Below are 15079 nucleotides of genomic sequence, written 5' to 3' on the forward strand. Positions count from 1 at the left end.
TCGCCTCTCAGCTCTCCATCGCGTTCAGCTTCTGCAATCGCTCCTGCATGACCTTTTTCAGATCGTAGTCGGGGCGACGGAAGCTCGCATCGCGCGTGACGAGAAAATCGCGCTGGGACTTGCGCAGGCCATCCGCCGAGCGCTTGCTCGCCGCTTTCAGCACGCGCTCATAGGCCTCGGCGATCTGGCGGTCGAGCACGCCGAGCTGCGGATCGGCGCAGATCACCTTCTCGACCTCGCGCTTGGCGGAGGCACAGTCGAACGACGGATCGCTGGCGGCGGCGTTCAGCACACGGGACGGCTCGCCGCCGAATTTTGCGATCTCGGCGATCATCGCGCGGCGGCCGTTGAGCGCGTTCTCATTGGCGGGATCGAGCCGCAACGTCGCCTCGTAGTCGGCCAGCGCCTTCTTGCGCTCGCCCATCTTCTTGTAGAGCACGGCGCGATTGTTGTAGGTCTTGGCAAAATTCGGATCGAGCTTCAGCGCGTCATTGTAGTCCGACAGCGCAGCACCGAGTTCGCCCTTGAACTGGTAGGAGTCGCCGCGGTTGGTCAGGAAGTTCACCCGCTGCTCGAGACGGATCGCCTGATCGTAATCGGCGATCGCCTTGTCGTACTCCTTCATCGCGGCATAGGTGAGGCCGCGGTTGTCGAAGTACTCCGGCACCTTTGGATCGAGCCGGATCGCCTCGCTGTCGTCTGCGATCGCCTTGTCGAGCTCGCCGAGCTTCTTGTAGGCGGCGCCGCGGTTGGTGTAACTGCGCGCCCGGTTCGGATCGAGCCGTAGCGCCTCGCTGAGGTCAGCGACAGCCTTGTCGTAGTCGCCGCGCAGATAGAAGGTCGCGCCACGGTCGGACCAGGCCTGGGCGGAATCTGCCTTCAGCTTGATGGCCTGGTCGTAGTCTGCAATGGCGCGGTCGAAGCGATGCTGGTTGGTGTAGACGACGCCGCGCAGCTCGAAAGCTTCCGCATCCTGCGGATCGAGCTCGATCGCCTTGGTCAGATCCGCCGCGGCCCGATTGAGGTCGCCGCCGGCCTCGCGCAAGAGGTTGCCGCGCACGCGCCAGGCCTTTGCGTTCTTGCCGTCGAGGGCGATGGCGCGGTCCAGATCGCGCAGCGCCTGCGACTGGCCTCCGGAGGTTCGCGCATTGGCTTCGGCGCGAGCGACGAGCGCCATGGAGCGTTCAGACGCCGGATTTGCCGTCTGGTCGATGATGACGCCGCACGCGGAGATCAGTTCCGCGGGAGCAGCCTTGCTGCCCGGCACGCAATCCGTGCCGGCGGAAGCCGGACCGATGAGGGTCAGGCCCATAACCGCGCCGAGGAAGAAGGCGCGGAGCGAGATTTTGGCAAACGAGAACATTTGCGCGGAACGGGACATGCCGCACATGGCTTTGGACTCCAGGACAAGGGCTTTCCCCATTGTCGCCGCCATCCGGCAACAGGTTCAAACGGCGGGCTCTCCTCCCCGCCGCGGGCGGGAAGGCCTATCGCATGACAGTGGGAGACTGCCGGATGAGCTCGGCTTGCATGGTTCGCCCGGCGATGCGCAGCATCGTCCGGAGAGCCCGCTTTGGCGGGCTCCTCACCATGAGGGTCTAATATCTCGCCCCAAAACGCGGCCGCAGGCGGGAAAGGACAAGCGCGGCATCAATATCCGTCCACGCCGTTGATCTGTTGCAAGCGCTCCTGCATCGCCTTTTTCAGGTCGTACCCCGGTCGCCCGAATTCGGCGTTGCGGCGGGCGACGAAGGCGTCCTGCTCGCGCTGGATCTTGCGCGCCTCCGCCGGGCTCTGAGCCTCGCGGACAGCGCGCAGATGCGACCCATAGATCTCGCGGTCGAGATCGGCGAGCTCGCGATTGCCGCAGATCGCCTTCTCCACAGCCCTGGCCGCGCGGGCGCAATTGAAGCTGGGCTTGCCGGCGACCGCCATCTGCGCGCCGATGCGCTCGAGCTCGCGCGCCATCGCCTTGTGATTGGCCTTGGCCTTCTCGTGGTTTGGATCGATCTTGAGCGCGGCACCGAAATCCTGCACTGCCTTGGGCTTGTCGCCCTTCTTCAGCCAGAGCTCGCCGCGGGCGTTGAAGATATCGGCGAGCGTGGGATCGAGCAAAAGAGCGCGGCTGTCGTCGGCGATTGCGCGATCGGTCTGGTCGTGCCGCGCATACAGTGCACCGCGCGCAATCAATGCCTTGACCAGGTCCGCCTTCGCCGTCTTCTCGTTGTCGATCACGGCCGCGCAGGCGGGATTCGCCTTGTCGATGTCGTCGGCCGCGGTGGCCGCGAGGCACGGTGCGATATCAACCTGCGTGACGGCCGCCGGCTCGCCGCCGGTCGCAGCATGGACCGCGCCGATCGGAAGCGCCGAGAGCGCTGCGGCAGCTGACCATTGGATGAGTTTTTGAAAACGCATGCTTGTTGCAGTCGGAAGGTCTTGCTTCACTCTTGCCTTGGGGCCGCATTATCCATCATACGGCCGGATTGGTGCTAGCTTGTGGCACCGCCCAAATCGGTCTCGGGGACTATCGTGTCGACATTCGAATGGATCATCGCATTGCTGCTCGGCGCCGTTGCCTTATCGGCGCTGGCGCGGCGGATCAAGGTCCCCTACCCGACCTTTCTCGCCATCGGCGGCGCCCTGATCGCCTTCGTGCCGTCGAGCCCGACCTGGACGCTGGAGCCGGACCTGGCCTTGGCGCTTTTTGTCGCACCGGTGCTGCTCGATGCTGCGTTCGATACCTCGTTGCGGGATCTGCGCAACAACTGGGTTCCGGTCTCCACCCTGGTCGTCGCCGCCGTCGGCCTGACCACGGCGGGCGTCGCCTATGTCGCGCACCGGTTGATGCCTGATATGCCCTGGGCCGCTGCGGTTGCGCTCGGCGCCATCGTGGCGCCGCCGGATGCCGCCGCCGCGGTCGCGATCCTGAGCCAGGTCAAGCTGCCCCACCGCATGGTGAAGGTGCTGGAGGGCGAGAGCCTGCTCAACGATGCGAGCGCGCTCCTGATCTACCGCATCGCCGTCGGCGCGGTCGCCACCGAGCATCTGACCTGGAGCCAGGTCGCGCCGACCATGGCGCTGGCGCTGGTCGGCAGCGTCATCACCGGCCTTGCCGCAGCACGCATCATCGCGCCCATGATGGAGCGCGTGACGGAAGCCCCGAGCGCGATCATCGTCCAGTTCGCCACCACCTTCATGATCTGGATCGGTGCCGAGCATCTCGGCCTGTCCGGCATCCTCACCATCGTGATCTACGCCATCGCCCTCGCACGCACCGCGCCGGCGCGCATGCCGGCACGGCTGCGGGTGCCGTCCTATGCGGTGTGGGAGACGACGGTGTTCGTGCTCAACGTGCTCGCCTTCATGCTGATCGGCATGCAGATGCGGCCGATCTGGACGCGGCTGGACACGGACGTACGCTGGGAATATTGCGTGGCTGCGGCCTGGATCCTGCTCACGGTGGTCCTGGTGCGCCTGTCCTGGGTGACGTTCTATCGCACGACGCTGCGCGTGCTGATCGCGCATAACCTCTACCATCCCAAGGATCCGAAACAGGTCGCCTCGCCGAAAGGCGGCCTCATCATCTCCTGGTGCGGCATGCGCGGCCTCGTCACGCTCGCCACCGCCTTTGCGCTGCCGGAGAATTTTCCCTATCGCGACTTCATCGTCTTCATCGCCTTTGCGGTGGTGCTGGGATCGCTCATCATCCAGGGCCTGACGCTGCGGCCGCTGATCCTCGCCTTCGATCTCAAGGACGACGATCCCGTCGGCATCGAGGTCGCGCGCGGTCGCGCCGTCGCCTATCGCGCAGCGCTCGATGCGATCGAAAGCGATCCGTCGGAAGAGGCGGAAATCCTGCGGCTCGAATATCGCGCCATCTTGATGCAGACCGAGACCGATCCGAATGGCGGCATCGCGAGCGGCGAATTGCCCGCCGATCCCCTGCGCCGCCGCGCCATCGAGGCCGCGCGCAAATCCATCTTCGACCTGCGCACCACCGAGGTGATCGGCGACGACGCGTTTCACCGGCTCGAGGAAGAGCTCGATCGCGCGGAATTGAGCGCGGGGGGATAACCCCCGCCGTCGTCCCGGACAAGCGCGCCCAAAGCGCGCGCCGATCCGGGACCCATAGCCACGACATTGTATTTGGCGAAGACTCGGAGTTGCCGGCGAGCGAAGCAACGCGATCCCGTGGTTATGGGTCCCGGATCAGCGCTCCGCTTCGCTGCGCTTGTCCGGGACGACGGCGAGTTTGAACCAAACGCCGCCCCTCCAGACTCATTCTTGATGACAACCCTGATCGACGACCGTCGTGTACGCGCGCGTGATGCGTCGCCTGCACGATATTTTTATTTCCACATGGCCCTGGCCTGCGCGGCCACCGCCTTTCTCGGTTTCGCGCCGACCTATTGGGTGCCGCTCGCTCACCGGACATTCTCCGCAAGCCCGGTGATTCATTTTCACGGACTCTTGTTCTTCACCTGGTCGCTCTATTTCGTGCTCCAGACCTGGCTCGCGGCCTCGGGCCGCGTGGTCAATCACCGCTCGCTCGGCATTGTCGGCGTGTCGCTTGCGACCGCAATGACGATCTTCGGCTTCCTCGCCTCAGTGCATGTGATGCAGCATTCCGCCGCGCTTGGGCAGAAAGACGCCGGCATCGCCTTCTCGATCGTGCCGATGAGTGGGATTGCGTTCTTCGCCGTGGTGTTCGCGCTTGCGATCATGAACACGCGCAAGCCTGAAATTCACAAGCGCCTGATGCTGCTCGCCGCAGTCTCGATCCTCGACGCCGCGATCGCCCGCTGGTTCCTGACCTTCCTCGCGCCCCCGGGACCGCCCGGCCCGCCGCCGGTGCCGGTGACGATCGCCCCCGCCGTGGTCGCCGCACTCTTGCTCGTCGTCGCCATGGTGCGCGACTGGCGCGCTGAGGGCCGCGTGCATCCGGTCTACATTTACGGCACGCTCGCGCTGCTGGCGGTGAAGGTGCTGAACTGGCCGATCAGCGAGACGGCCGCGTGGCATGCATTTGCCGGCGGGATCCTGGCGCTGGCGCAGTAGCTCTCGGTGCCGTCCCGAAGCACCAATGCCAATCCGTCACCCTGAGGTGGCCGCTTCTTCAGCGGCCCTCGAAGGGCGACGGCCCGGCTGCATCCCGGCCGCTCATCCTTCGAGGCTCCCCGCGCGATGCTCTGCATCGCGCGCCTCGCACCTCAGGATGACGGGTTTAACAGCTGCGTATCAAGCCCCCGCCTTGCACGTAATCCCGCCGTCCACCACCAGCTCGATTCCCGTCACATATTTCGACTCGTCCGATGCCAGGAACAGCGCGGCATTGGCGACATCCCAAGCCTCGCCCATGTGCCCCATCGGCACCTGCGCATCACGGGCGCGCCACATCGCTTCGACATCGCCCTTGGCGTAGCTGTTCGCAAGTCCGGCGGAATGCTCGACCATCGGCGTCTTCATCAGGCCGGGCAGGATCGCGTTCACCCGCACATGGTTCTTCGCGAACTCGATTGCGGTGGAGCGGGTGAGCTGGTTCATCGCCGCCTTGCTGGCGTTGTAGCTGACATAGGAAATCCCGACATGGCGGATCGAGGCGATCGAGGAGATGTTGATGATCGAGCCGCCGCCCTGCTTCACCATCACGGGGATGACGTGCTTCATGGCGAAATAGGCGCTCTTGAGGTTGACGCTGAAGACACGGTCCCAGCTTTCTTCGGTCACCTCGACCACGCTGCCCATCTCGGCGATGCCGACATTGTTGTCGAGCACGTCGATGCGGCCACAGGCCTTCAGGCACGCCGCAACCATCGCCTCGATCTCGGCGGGACGCGAGACGTCGGCCGTGAACGCGGTCGCCTTGCCGCCCTCACCCGTGATGATCTTGGCGGCCTCCTCGGCCGCGGCACCGTTGCGGTCGACGCAAAACACCTGCGCGCCCTCGCGCGCAAAGGTCACCGCGGTCGCCTTGCCGTTGCCCCAGCCCGGTCCGATCGAGCCGGCCCCCACCACCATCGCAACCTTGCCCTTGAGCCGATCCATCGCGTGTCTCCCGTGTTCTTGTAGCCCGGATGAGCGAAGCGATATCCGGGGGGACCGTTCCCGGATATCGCTTCGCTCATCCGGGCTACAGATCCTTGCAAATTTTCATCGTCGTGACGTTAGCACCAATGGGATGGCCGACAATCTCCGACAACGTCCGGCACGTCCCCTCATGGCATAGCCGCCATTCGCCGGCCGCACCGGAGTTGCCGAGCACCACCTCCGGCATCGGCGCACGCTGCGGCCGCCATTGAAACCAGCCGTCGACGAGCCGCGCCTCGGGCGGCGGCTCCATGCCGGGACCGGTGCCCTTGACGCGGGCCTGCACCAGTTCGAGGCCGGCGGGCGTCACCCGCCAGTCCTCCTGCCACTCGACCTTCGCGATTGAATGCGTCCATGCGAGCGTGAAGGCGGACAGCACCAGCGCCTTCGTAGCCCCGGCTGTTGCGAAGCAGAGGCTCACACGGCCTCGACCGGCGCCGGCGGACGCTGCCGCCATTGCCACAGCACGAGCGCGGCGGAGAGCACGAAGCCGGCGGTGTCGCTGAACGCGAAGTCGCCGAGCAGGCAGAACGCGGCGCCGAGCGCAACCAGGCGTTCGACGATCGTCAGCTTCGTGAACAGGAAGCCGATCGCGACCATGCCGAACAGGCCGATCGCCACCAGCGCCTTGACGGTCGCGAGCGCCACCGCGCCGTAGAAGCCGAGTTTTGCCGCCATGGGATCGCCGGCCTGGAGCATCAAGGCCGGCGAATAGACGAAGATGAAGGGAATGACATAGCCGGCGAGCGCGATGCGCATCGCCTCCCAGCCGATCTTGTCCGGATTCTCCTTCGCGATCGGCGCCGCCGCGAGCGCGGCCAGCGCCACCGGTGGCGAGAGGTCGGCCATGATGCCGTAGTAGAACGCGAACATGTGGCTCGCGATCAGGGGCACGCCGAGCTTGGCGAGGGCCGGCGCGGCGAGCGCGGCGGTGATGATGTAGGTCGGGATGGTCGGGATGCCGGTGCCGAGCAGGATCGACAGCAGCATGGTCATGACCAGCGCCAGGAACAGGCTCTTCTCGCCGAGCCCGATCACCCAGCTGCCGAAGATGGTGCCGACGCCGGTCTGCGACATCATGCCGATGATGACTCCGACGATGGCGCAGGCCATGCCGACGGTGATGGCCGATTTTGCGCTCTCGGCGAGCGCATCGCGGCACTCGCGCAAGGCCTTGAACCCACCGCGCACGAACGCGGTGATGACGATCAATCCAACGACGACGCTCGCGACCGGCACGATCTGGAGGCCGTCGCGCGACAGCGCCGCGACGACCAGCGCGAGCCCGACCCAGAAGATGGTGCGGATCACCATCGAGGAGGCGCCCGTCGTGATGGCGGTGCCGAGGATCAGCGTCACCGTGAGCGCGAGGCCCATGCTGCCGGCATAGAGCGGCGTAAAGCCTTCGAACAGCATGTAGACGAGGGCCGCGAGCGGCAGCACGAGATACCAACGCGTCACCAGCGCCCTCCAGGCGCTCGGGATCTCCGAGCACTTCATGCCGACGAGACCATGCTTGCCGGCTTCGAGGTGCACCATCCAGAACGCGGACGCGAAGTAGAGGATCGCGGGAATCGCGGCCGCCTTCACGATCTCCGAATATTGGACGCCGAGCGTCTCCGCCATGATGAAGGCGACCGCGCCCATCACCGGCGGCATGATCTGGCCGCCCATCGAGGCCGTGGCTTCGACGCCCGCCGCGAAGGCGCGGCGATAGCCGAACTTGATCATCAGGGGAATGGTGAACTGGCCGACGGTGACGACGTTGGCGACACCCGAGCCGGAGATCGTGCCCATCATGCCCGAGGCGAACACCGCGACCTTGGCAGGCCCGCCGCGGGTCCTGCCGAATAACCCAAGGGAAACGTCGGTGAACAGCTGGATCATGCCGGCGCGCTCCAGGAACGAGCCGAACAGGATGAACAGGAAAATGTAGGTCGCCGAGACGTAGATCGGCACGCCGTAGAAACCTTCGGTGCCGAACGACAGATGCGTGACGATCTGGTCGAAATCATAGCCGCGATGATTGAGCGGCGACGGCAGGTACTGGCCGAAGAACCAGTAGACGAGGCAGGCGCCGCACATCAGCGGCAGCGCCGCGCCCATCAGGCGCCGCGTGCCCTCGAAGATCAGCACGGCGAGCAGCGTGCCCACCGCGAGGTCGAGCTTCGTCGGATCGCCGTCGCGCGCGATCAGGTCCGCATAGAAGATCCACTGGTAGAGGCCACAAAAGAATCCGGCGCCGCCGATCACCCAGCCGAGCGCGCGGCCGAAATTGCTCTTCGCGGTGAAGTTGGCGATCAGACCGAAGGTGAGCAGAACGAGGAAGCCGACATGGACGCCGCGCACCACCTGGCTCGGCAGATAGTTGAAGGCGGCGACATAGAGCTGGAACGTGGCAAAAGCGATGCCGATCCAGTAGGCGAGCTGGCCCCACCAGCCCGGACCAAAACCTTCCGGAAAACCGTGCTCGAAATTGTCGAACTCGACCTTGATGGGCTCTTGAGTGCCCTCAGCCTGCAACATCGATATGTCCCCGCGCCCTGATGGGGCGTTCCTACAGCATTCGCGCTGCACCCTGAATACGTCATGCCCGGGCATAGCCGTCCAAAGGACGGCGTCGCTTCCGCTCGCCTCTGCCCCGGGCATCCACTCTCGCTCCGTCATTCCGGGGCGATGCGACGGGACCGCGTAGCGGCCCGGAGCATCGAACCCGGAATGACGACGGAGGGAGAATTACTTGATCAGCCCTTTTTCCTTGTAATAGCGGATCGCGCCGGGGTGCAGCGGAACCGGGCTGCCATTGGCGGCCGTCTCGAGCTTGATCTCCTTGCCGGCCGCGTGCGCATTCTGCAATTCCGGCAGCGACTCGTAGACCAGTTTTGTCATCTGATAGGCGAGATCGTCCGACACCGCCGAGCTGGTCACGAGGTAGTTGACCACGGCCGCGGTCGGCACGTCCTTGTCCTGGCCGGTATAGGTGTTGGCGGGAATGGTCGCCGAGATGAAGGGCGGGCCGATCTTGTCGACGGTCTCCTTCGGCACAGACACCACCGTGATCGGGCTCGAGGTCGAGAGATCCTTCAGCGAGGCGACGCCGAGGCCGGCCGATTGCAGCGTCGCACCCAGCTGGCGGTTCTTCATGAGATCGACGGATTCGGCGAACGGCAAGTACTCGACCTTGCCGAGATCCTTGTAGTTCATGCCGGCCGCGGCCAGGATCGCGCGGGAATTCAGCTCGGTGCCGGACTTCGGCGCGCCGACCGACAGGCTCTTGCCCTTGAGGTCGGCCAGCGTCTTGATGCCGCTCTCGGCGGTCGCGACGATCTGGATGTAGTTCGGATAGATCGCGCCGATGGTCCGGAGCTTGTCGAGCTTGGTCTTGAAGCCCGCCTCCTCCTCGCCGTCCCAGGCCGCTTTCAGCGAGTCACCCAGCGTGAACGCCAGCTCGCCGCGGCCCTGCTGCAGCAGGATCAAATTCTCGACCGACGCCTTGGTGGCCTGCACCTGCGTCTTCACGTTCGGAATCTTGTCGCCGTAGATCTTCCCGATCGCGACCCCGAGCGGATAGTAGACCCCGGAGGTGCCGCCGGTCAGCACGTTGATGAAGGATTGCGCATGCGCGCAAGGTGCCGACGCCGCCAGAGCAAGAGCCGCGGCCACGCCGAAGAACGTCCGTTTCATGATTTTTGTACTCCCCAAACCGGCGGCGAAATTGGCCGGACAGGGGATGCGGGTCAACCCATCCAAAAGGCAAAACAGGACTGCGGTAAACGGCCGCGCGCGCTGGGCTTTTGGGGAACCCGATGGGTGCGGCGAGGTGGCGCAGGAACGATGATGAACAGATGCTCATGCCGCAGGCTCGGTGCAACCTCTCCCGCTTGCGGGAGAGGTCGGCGCGTAGCGCCGAGTGAGGGTTCTCACCTCTAGGGGGTCTCCCGTTGTGGAGACACCCTCTCCCCAGCCCTCCCCCGCAAGCGGGGGAGGGAGCGCACCTTCTACGAGGCGATGGTCGAGCCCGGCCTCATCGCACGTAAGCGCACCCTCACTGGAACGTCATGTCCAGGCATTTGGAGATGTCGGAGCCGAGGCCGGAGGAGATGATGATGCAGCCGCGCACCTTCTGGGTCGTGACGTCGGCGGCCCAGACCGAGTAGCCGCCTGGACCGAAGAACGAGTTGGTGTTCGGTGGCTCGGTCTCGGTGGCGTCGAAATCGTACTTGCCGTCGGTCTCGAAGATGCGCGGCTTCTTGGTGCAGCCGCCGTCGGTCTGGACGTTGATGACCTCCTTGTTATCCCGCGTCAGCGCCAGGGAGACCTGGCAGCGGAAATATTCCGAGGTCTTGGTGTTGAAGAGGTAGGTGTAGGATTTGCAGGTCGCCGTGTTCAGCTTGCCCGGGGCGAGGCCGCGGCTGCAGGAAATCCGCTGGTTGTGGCTGAGCTGGTAATCATCGGCCCGGGCGGCCGGCGCCAGCGCCGTGAGCAGCAGCGCGGCGGCCGAGCAGGCTTTAATGACATGGTTCATTCGAATCATCCCCACCAATATTTTTGTCGAATTGCGTTCTAGACGGAAAGCGGAACATAGTCGCGAGGGGACGAAGGGAAAATCACAAACTGCTGGGCGAGACGTGATGCGCCGCGGTGCTTTCGCGAATTGACCGGGAAATACCGTTCGTGATTTGTTCAAGCGGGCGCCCCGTGGATGGGGAGGATGGAAACATGGCATTTTCAACGAAGACATTTGCAATCGCTGCCGCCTTCGCGGCCTTCGCAGCACCCGCATTGGCGCAGACAGGGCCGGCGCCCTGGGAGCTCAAGCCCGACACGGGCTACGCCTATGACAAGGAGGGCAAGACCTTTTCCTACAAGATGGGCACCAGCAATGCCGGCGAGCTCTTGAAGGGCGCCAAGAAGGTGCCGAAGGGCACGCTGTTCTTCATCGGCCACAACGGCCAGCTCTACATGCGCAGCGGCCCGTATCTGGAAGGCGACGGCAAGTTCAAGTTCGGGCCGGATCAGTAATCCCTTTTTGTCGTCCCGGGGCGCGCGAAGCGCGAACCCGGGACCCATAACCCCAGGGAGCAGTTGCGGCGCGAAGCCGGTAACCACGAGTCTTCGCCAAATCTGATTCTGTGGTTATGGGTCCCGGATCTGCGCGCGCTTTAGGCGCGCTTGTCCGGGACGACACCGAGCCCTAAAACGCCGCCGCCAATTCCCTCGCGCCGGCGTTGTTGCTGTTCGAGTCCATCCGCGTGTCCGTCACCGCGAGCAGCTTCGCCACCGTGTTGTGGCGGATCGCGACCGGGTTGCGTTCGTAGCCGCCGCGCTGGAAGAAGTTCGAGGTCGGCACCTGCTCGCGCATCGCCTGCGGCATGGTCACCATGTCGAGGCCGGTGCCGTCCCCGGTGAGGTTCATCATCTCGAGCTCGGCCGCGGTGAGCGGACGGCTGTAACCCTTGGCGCGCGCGAACAGCACCGAGGTGAGCAGCTTGTGGGTCTGCAGCATCGGTCCGATGTCGACGTCGAGCACCATCGCATGCATGGCCCAGCCCTGCGCGGTGTTGCCGATCTTCTCGTGCTCCGACCAGGTGTCGGGCACCGACTTCGCATGCGCCACCATCTTCTTGAGCACAGCGAGCTTGTGCTCGAGCGCCTGGCGCGCAGGCCCCGAGGTCCGCGCCACCTTGTCGGAGAGCGCACGGATGAATTCGTGGCCCTGCTCGGCGAGCAGCTCGACGCTGTTGGTGGTGAGCAGCTGGTTGTAGCCCATCGCCGTCGAGATCGCGCGCTTGCCGCCATGCTCGATGCCCGCCTGCACGTCGTAGCTGCCGGTGCCGCCGGTCTCGAACGAATAGACCCGCACCGCCTGCTCGCGCGTCAGCCCCGAGGCGAGCGCGTAGCGCGCATAGGCGCGCTTGAACTCGACCTCGCTGGACGGCCGCTGCGGCGTGAACTGGTAGAGCTCCTGCGCCGCGCGCAGGAGGTCGGCGACGACGGGAATCGGCTTCTTGGTCGGTCGATCCGGCGTTTCCTCAGGCTCCGGATTCACCGGGCGCTTCGGACCGGTATAGAGCGGCGGATGCTCCAGCACGTAATCGTCGAGCGTCACTTGCTGCCCGCTGCGCCGCTTGGCGTTGCGGCCTTTCCGCTTCTCGGAGATCTGGCTCCAATAGGCGCCGGCCTCCTCGTCGAAGGCGGCGCGCGCGGCCTGATATTCCTGCAGCTTGCGGCGATATTCGAGCACGGCGGGCGAGGCGCCGCCTTGCGCGAAGAATTGCGACAGCAGCTGGGCGTTGGCATTGGCGACGGAAGGCGGCAGCGTGTCGGCCTCGCCGCCACGCGCGGCGGGCGCGAGCAGAACGAGCGTGAGTGGAACCGCAACCAGGCTTTTTCGAATCGAGTGATGCATGCTGCCCTCTTAGCAGGCATCCGGTAACCGTCACGTTAACGTGCCGTTTACCATCGTCACTTCCAGGCGAACACCGGCTGTTCCAGCTCGGCCACGCGGGTCTGCCGCCCCGCCAGCACCTCGCGGAACTGATAGATCAGCGCCGCCGTCGGCGCGTGGATCAGGCTCATTTGATGATGGAAGCGGATCACGCGGCGCGCGCTCTCGGGGATCGCGACGAAGTCGAAGGCCTCTTCGCGCTCGATCGTGGCAAGCGCGATGCGATGAACCGAAGCGACCTCTTCGGGGTTCGGCCGGATCGCAGCGCTGCCCGCGGTCCAGATCACGACCGGGGTGATCAGATAACCGGAGCGGGTCGGATAGTCGTCGAGCGTGCCGAGCACGTCAGTGCCGGTGAGGCGAAGGCCGAGCTCCTCGTCGAGCTCGCGCAGCGCCGCCTCGACCGGCGTCTCGCCGGCATCGCAGCGCCCGCCCGGCAGCGCCCATTGGCCGCGATGGGCGCGCAAATGCGATGCGCGCAGCGTCAGCAGGAACGCGGTGTCGTCGCCCTCGCCCGCTGCGGTCAGCGCGACCGCCACCGCGGCGCGCTTCAGCGCCGGCGCAGTGTCATGCACCGGCAGACGCGTGAAGGCCGCGCAGGCAGCCGCGATATTCCGCCGTGTGGCATCGTCGAACGGTCTCATCATGCTTGACTACACCACGTCCGGCCCCGATGAAATGAGATCGAAGGCCCGCACAGGAATGGACGACGAGATGACCAACAAGGCCGCCGCAAGGCTCAAATCAGAGGGCTGGAGCATCCTCGATACCACCGGCTTCATGCACTTGATCGGCCCGTTGTGGGAGCGCAAGGTCGACGGCCACTACGAATTCGCACTCGCCACCGAAGACAAGCACCATAACCGCCGCGGCATGGTTCAGGGCGGCGTGATGATGACCTTCGCCGACCGCACCTGCGGCATGACCGCCCGCTACACCTCCGGCAAGGAATTCATGGCGACTGTGCAGCTCGACACCCATTTCGTCGAGGCCGGCCAGATCGGCGACATCCTGATCTCCCGCCCGCGCGTGGTGCGCTCGACCCGCAGCCTGATCTTCATGAGCACCGAGGTGACGGTGGACGACCGCTGCATCGTGATGGCGAATGGCGTGTTCAAGATCTTGAAGGGGCCGACGTAGGCCGCCGTTGTCAGGCGGCCTACTCCGCGCGCCACAAACTCCGCCGTCGTCCCTGCGAACGCAGGGACCCATAACCACAGGGAGTGGAGTGGCGCGAAATAGGCAACTCCGAGTCTTCGCAAAACTCTTGCTGCGGCTATCGCGACGAGCGCAATCGCTCGCGCGGGGGTCCCGGATCTGCGCTCCGCTCTAGGCAACGCTTCGCGTTGCCGGGAGCTGCGCTTGTCCGGGACGACGAGAGGAGGTGCCTCCCTCTCCCCGTCATTGCGAGCGCAGCGAAGCAATCCAGGAATCTCTCCGCGGACGCATCTCTGGATTGCTTCGCTGCGCTCGCAATGACGGAACCGGGCGGCTATGCTGGCGCGACAAGAAGCATCGAGGATAGCCCATGGACTACCGCCAGCTCGGCCGCACCGGCCTGAAAGTCTCGCCGATTTGTCTCGGCACCATGATGTTCGGCGGGCCGACCGATGAAGCTGCCTCGAAGCGGATCATCGACAAGGCGCACGGTGCAGGCATCAATTTCATCGACACCGCAGACGCCTATTCGAAAGGCGCATCCGAAGAGGTCGTGGGACGCGCCATCGCCGGCAACCGCAATGCCTGGGTGCTCGCCACAAAGCTCGCCAATCCTATGGGTGATGATCCCAACCGTGGCGGCCTGTCGCGGCGCTGGGTGTTGCAGGCCGCGGACGAAAGCTTGAGGCGGCTCGGCACCGACCACATCGACATCTACTATCTGCACAAGGAAGACCATGCGACGCCGCTGGAGGAGACGGTGCGCGCGATGGGCGACCTGATCCGATCAGGCAAGGTGCGCTATTTCGGCGTCTCCAACTACCGCGCCTGGCGCGTCGCCGAGATCTGCAACATCTGCGACCGGCTCGGCATCGACCGGCCCGCGGTGAGCCAGCCCTATTACAACGCGATGAACCGCATGCCCGAGGTCGAGCATTTTCCGGCCTGCGCCTATTACGGCCTCGGTATCGTGCCCTATAGCCCTTTGGCGCGCGGCGTGCTCACCGGCAAGTACAAGCCGGATGCCGCCCCGGACAAGGAGACGCGCGCCGGCCGCAACGACACCCGCATGATGCAGACGGAATGGCGACCGGAATCGCTCCAGCTTGCGCAGGAGATCAAGACTCACGCCGAGAAGAAAGGCATCACCGCCGGCCAGTTCGCGGTCGCCTGGGTGCTGAACTCGGCGTTCGTGACCTCCATCATCGCCGGTCCCCGCACCGAGCAGCAGTGGGACGACTATATCCGCGCACTCGACTATCGGTTCACGGCGGAGGACGAGGCGCTGATCGACCGACTGGTCGTGCCGGGCCATCCCTCGACGCCGGGCTACAACGATCCGGCCTATCCGATCGAGGGCCGCCGCGCGCGGACGAGCTAACAGCG

Annotated in this window: 14 protein-coding genes; 5 read left to right on the forward strand and 9 right to left on the reverse strand. The window is 65.1% G+C overall.

Annotation, left to right across the window (positions count from 1 at the left end; translation table 11 throughout):
• Positions 1–7: 7 nt before the first annotated feature.
• Positions 8–1390 (reverse strand): tetratricopeptide repeat protein, encoded by a 1383-nt coding sequence (locus tag IQ16_RS29860; RefSeq protein ID WP_018646448.1) that lies wholly within the window; start codon positions 1388–1390, stop codon positions 8–10.
• A 260-nt stretch (positions 1391–1650) separates the two neighbouring features.
• Positions 1651–2415, reverse strand: coding sequence for a tetratricopeptide repeat protein (locus IQ16_RS29865; protein ID WP_018646447.1), 765 nt, complete (start codon positions 2413–2415; stop codon positions 1651–1653).
• Between the two features lie 81 nt (positions 2416–2496).
• Here IQ16_RS29865 and IQ16_RS29870 point away from each other — a divergent pair, with 81 nt between their 5' ends.
• Together IQ16_RS29870 and IQ16_RS29875 are read left to right on the forward strand one after the other, a co-directional pair.
• A complete protein-coding gene (locus IQ16_RS29870) occupies positions 2497–4074 on the forward strand; it encodes a cation:proton antiporter (protein ID WP_018646446.1) in 1578 nt (525 codons plus the stop codon).
• A 213-nt stretch (positions 4075–4287) separates the two neighbouring features.
• The gene (locus tag IQ16_RS29875) at positions 4288–5058 is read left to right on the forward strand and encodes a hypothetical protein (RefSeq protein WP_018646445.1); all 771 of its coding nucleotides are present in this window, start codon (positions 4288–4290) and stop codon (positions 5056–5058) included.
• 180 nt (positions 5059–5238) lie between these two features.
• Here the strand turns inward: IQ16_RS29875 and IQ16_RS29880 are convergent, their stop codons facing one another.
• The 5 genes from IQ16_RS29880 to IQ16_RS29905 form a co-directional block, all read right to left on the reverse strand.
• On the reverse strand, positions 5239–6045 hold the full coding sequence (locus IQ16_RS29880; protein ID WP_018646444.1) for an SDR family NAD(P)-dependent oxidoreductase: 807 nt from the start codon (positions 6043–6045) through the stop codon (positions 5239–5241).
• 85 nt (positions 6046–6130) lie between these two features.
• The gene (locus IQ16_RS29885) at positions 6131–6544 is read right to left on the reverse strand and encodes a DUF1850 domain-containing protein (protein WP_018646443.1); all 414 of its coding nucleotides are present in this window, start codon (positions 6542–6544) and stop codon (positions 6131–6133) included.
• Positions 6505–8613, reverse strand: coding sequence for a TRAP transporter permease (locus tag IQ16_RS29890; protein ID WP_018646442.1), 2109 nt, complete (start codon positions 8611–8613; stop codon positions 6505–6507). The genes IQ16_RS29885 and IQ16_RS29890 overlap by 40 nt, the downstream gene beginning before the upstream one ends.
• A gap of 210 nt (positions 8614–8823) precedes the next feature.
• Positions 8824–9771: a TAXI family TRAP transporter solute-binding subunit gene (locus IQ16_RS29895; RefSeq protein WP_018646441.1), complete on the reverse strand. Its 948-nt coding sequence runs from the start codon at positions 9769–9771 to the stop codon at positions 8824–8826.
• Positions 9772–10132: 361 nt separating this feature from the next.
• A complete protein-coding gene (locus IQ16_RS29905) occupies positions 10133–10612 on the reverse strand; it encodes a hypothetical protein (protein WP_026312531.1) in 480 nt (159 codons plus the stop codon).
• Positions 10613–10806: 194 nt separating this feature from the next.
• Between IQ16_RS29905 and IQ16_RS29910 the strand changes: the two genes are divergently transcribed.
• On the forward strand, positions 10807–11109 hold the full coding sequence (locus IQ16_RS29910; protein WP_020608054.1) for a hypothetical protein: 303 nt from the start codon (positions 10807–10809) through the stop codon (positions 11107–11109).
• Positions 11110–11281: 172 nt separating this feature from the next.
• Here the strand turns inward: IQ16_RS29910 and IQ16_RS29915 are convergent, their stop codons facing one another.
• Complete coding sequence (locus IQ16_RS29915; RefSeq protein WP_018646438.1) at positions 11282–12496, reverse strand: hypothetical protein; 1215 nt, start codon at positions 12494–12496, stop codon at positions 11282–11284.
• A gap of 56 nt (positions 12497–12552) precedes the next feature.
• On the reverse strand, positions 12553–13182 hold the full coding sequence (locus IQ16_RS29920) for an NUDIX hydrolase (RefSeq protein WP_018646437.1): 630 nt from the start codon (positions 13180–13182) through the stop codon (positions 12553–12555).
• Between the two features lie 67 nt (positions 13183–13249).
• On the opposite strand from IQ16_RS29920, the gene IQ16_RS29925 reads away from it, so the two are divergent.
• Positions 13250–13675 carry a PaaI family thioesterase gene (locus IQ16_RS29925; protein ID WP_026312530.1) on the forward strand — a complete coding sequence of 142 codons (426 nt, stop codon included), beginning with the start codon at positions 13250–13252 and terminating at the stop codon, positions 13673–13675.
• Between the two features lie 388 nt (positions 13676–14063).
• A complete protein-coding gene (locus IQ16_RS29930) occupies positions 14064–15074 on the forward strand; it encodes an aldo/keto reductase (RefSeq protein ID WP_018646435.1) in 1011 nt (336 codons plus the stop codon).
• Positions 15075–15079: the final 5 nt, after the last annotated feature.

This window comes from Bradyrhizobium huanghuaihaiense, from assembly GCF_007830635.1.
Lineage (GTDB): Bacteria > Pseudomonadota > Alphaproteobacteria > Rhizobiales > Xanthobacteraceae > Bradyrhizobium > Bradyrhizobium huanghuaihaiense.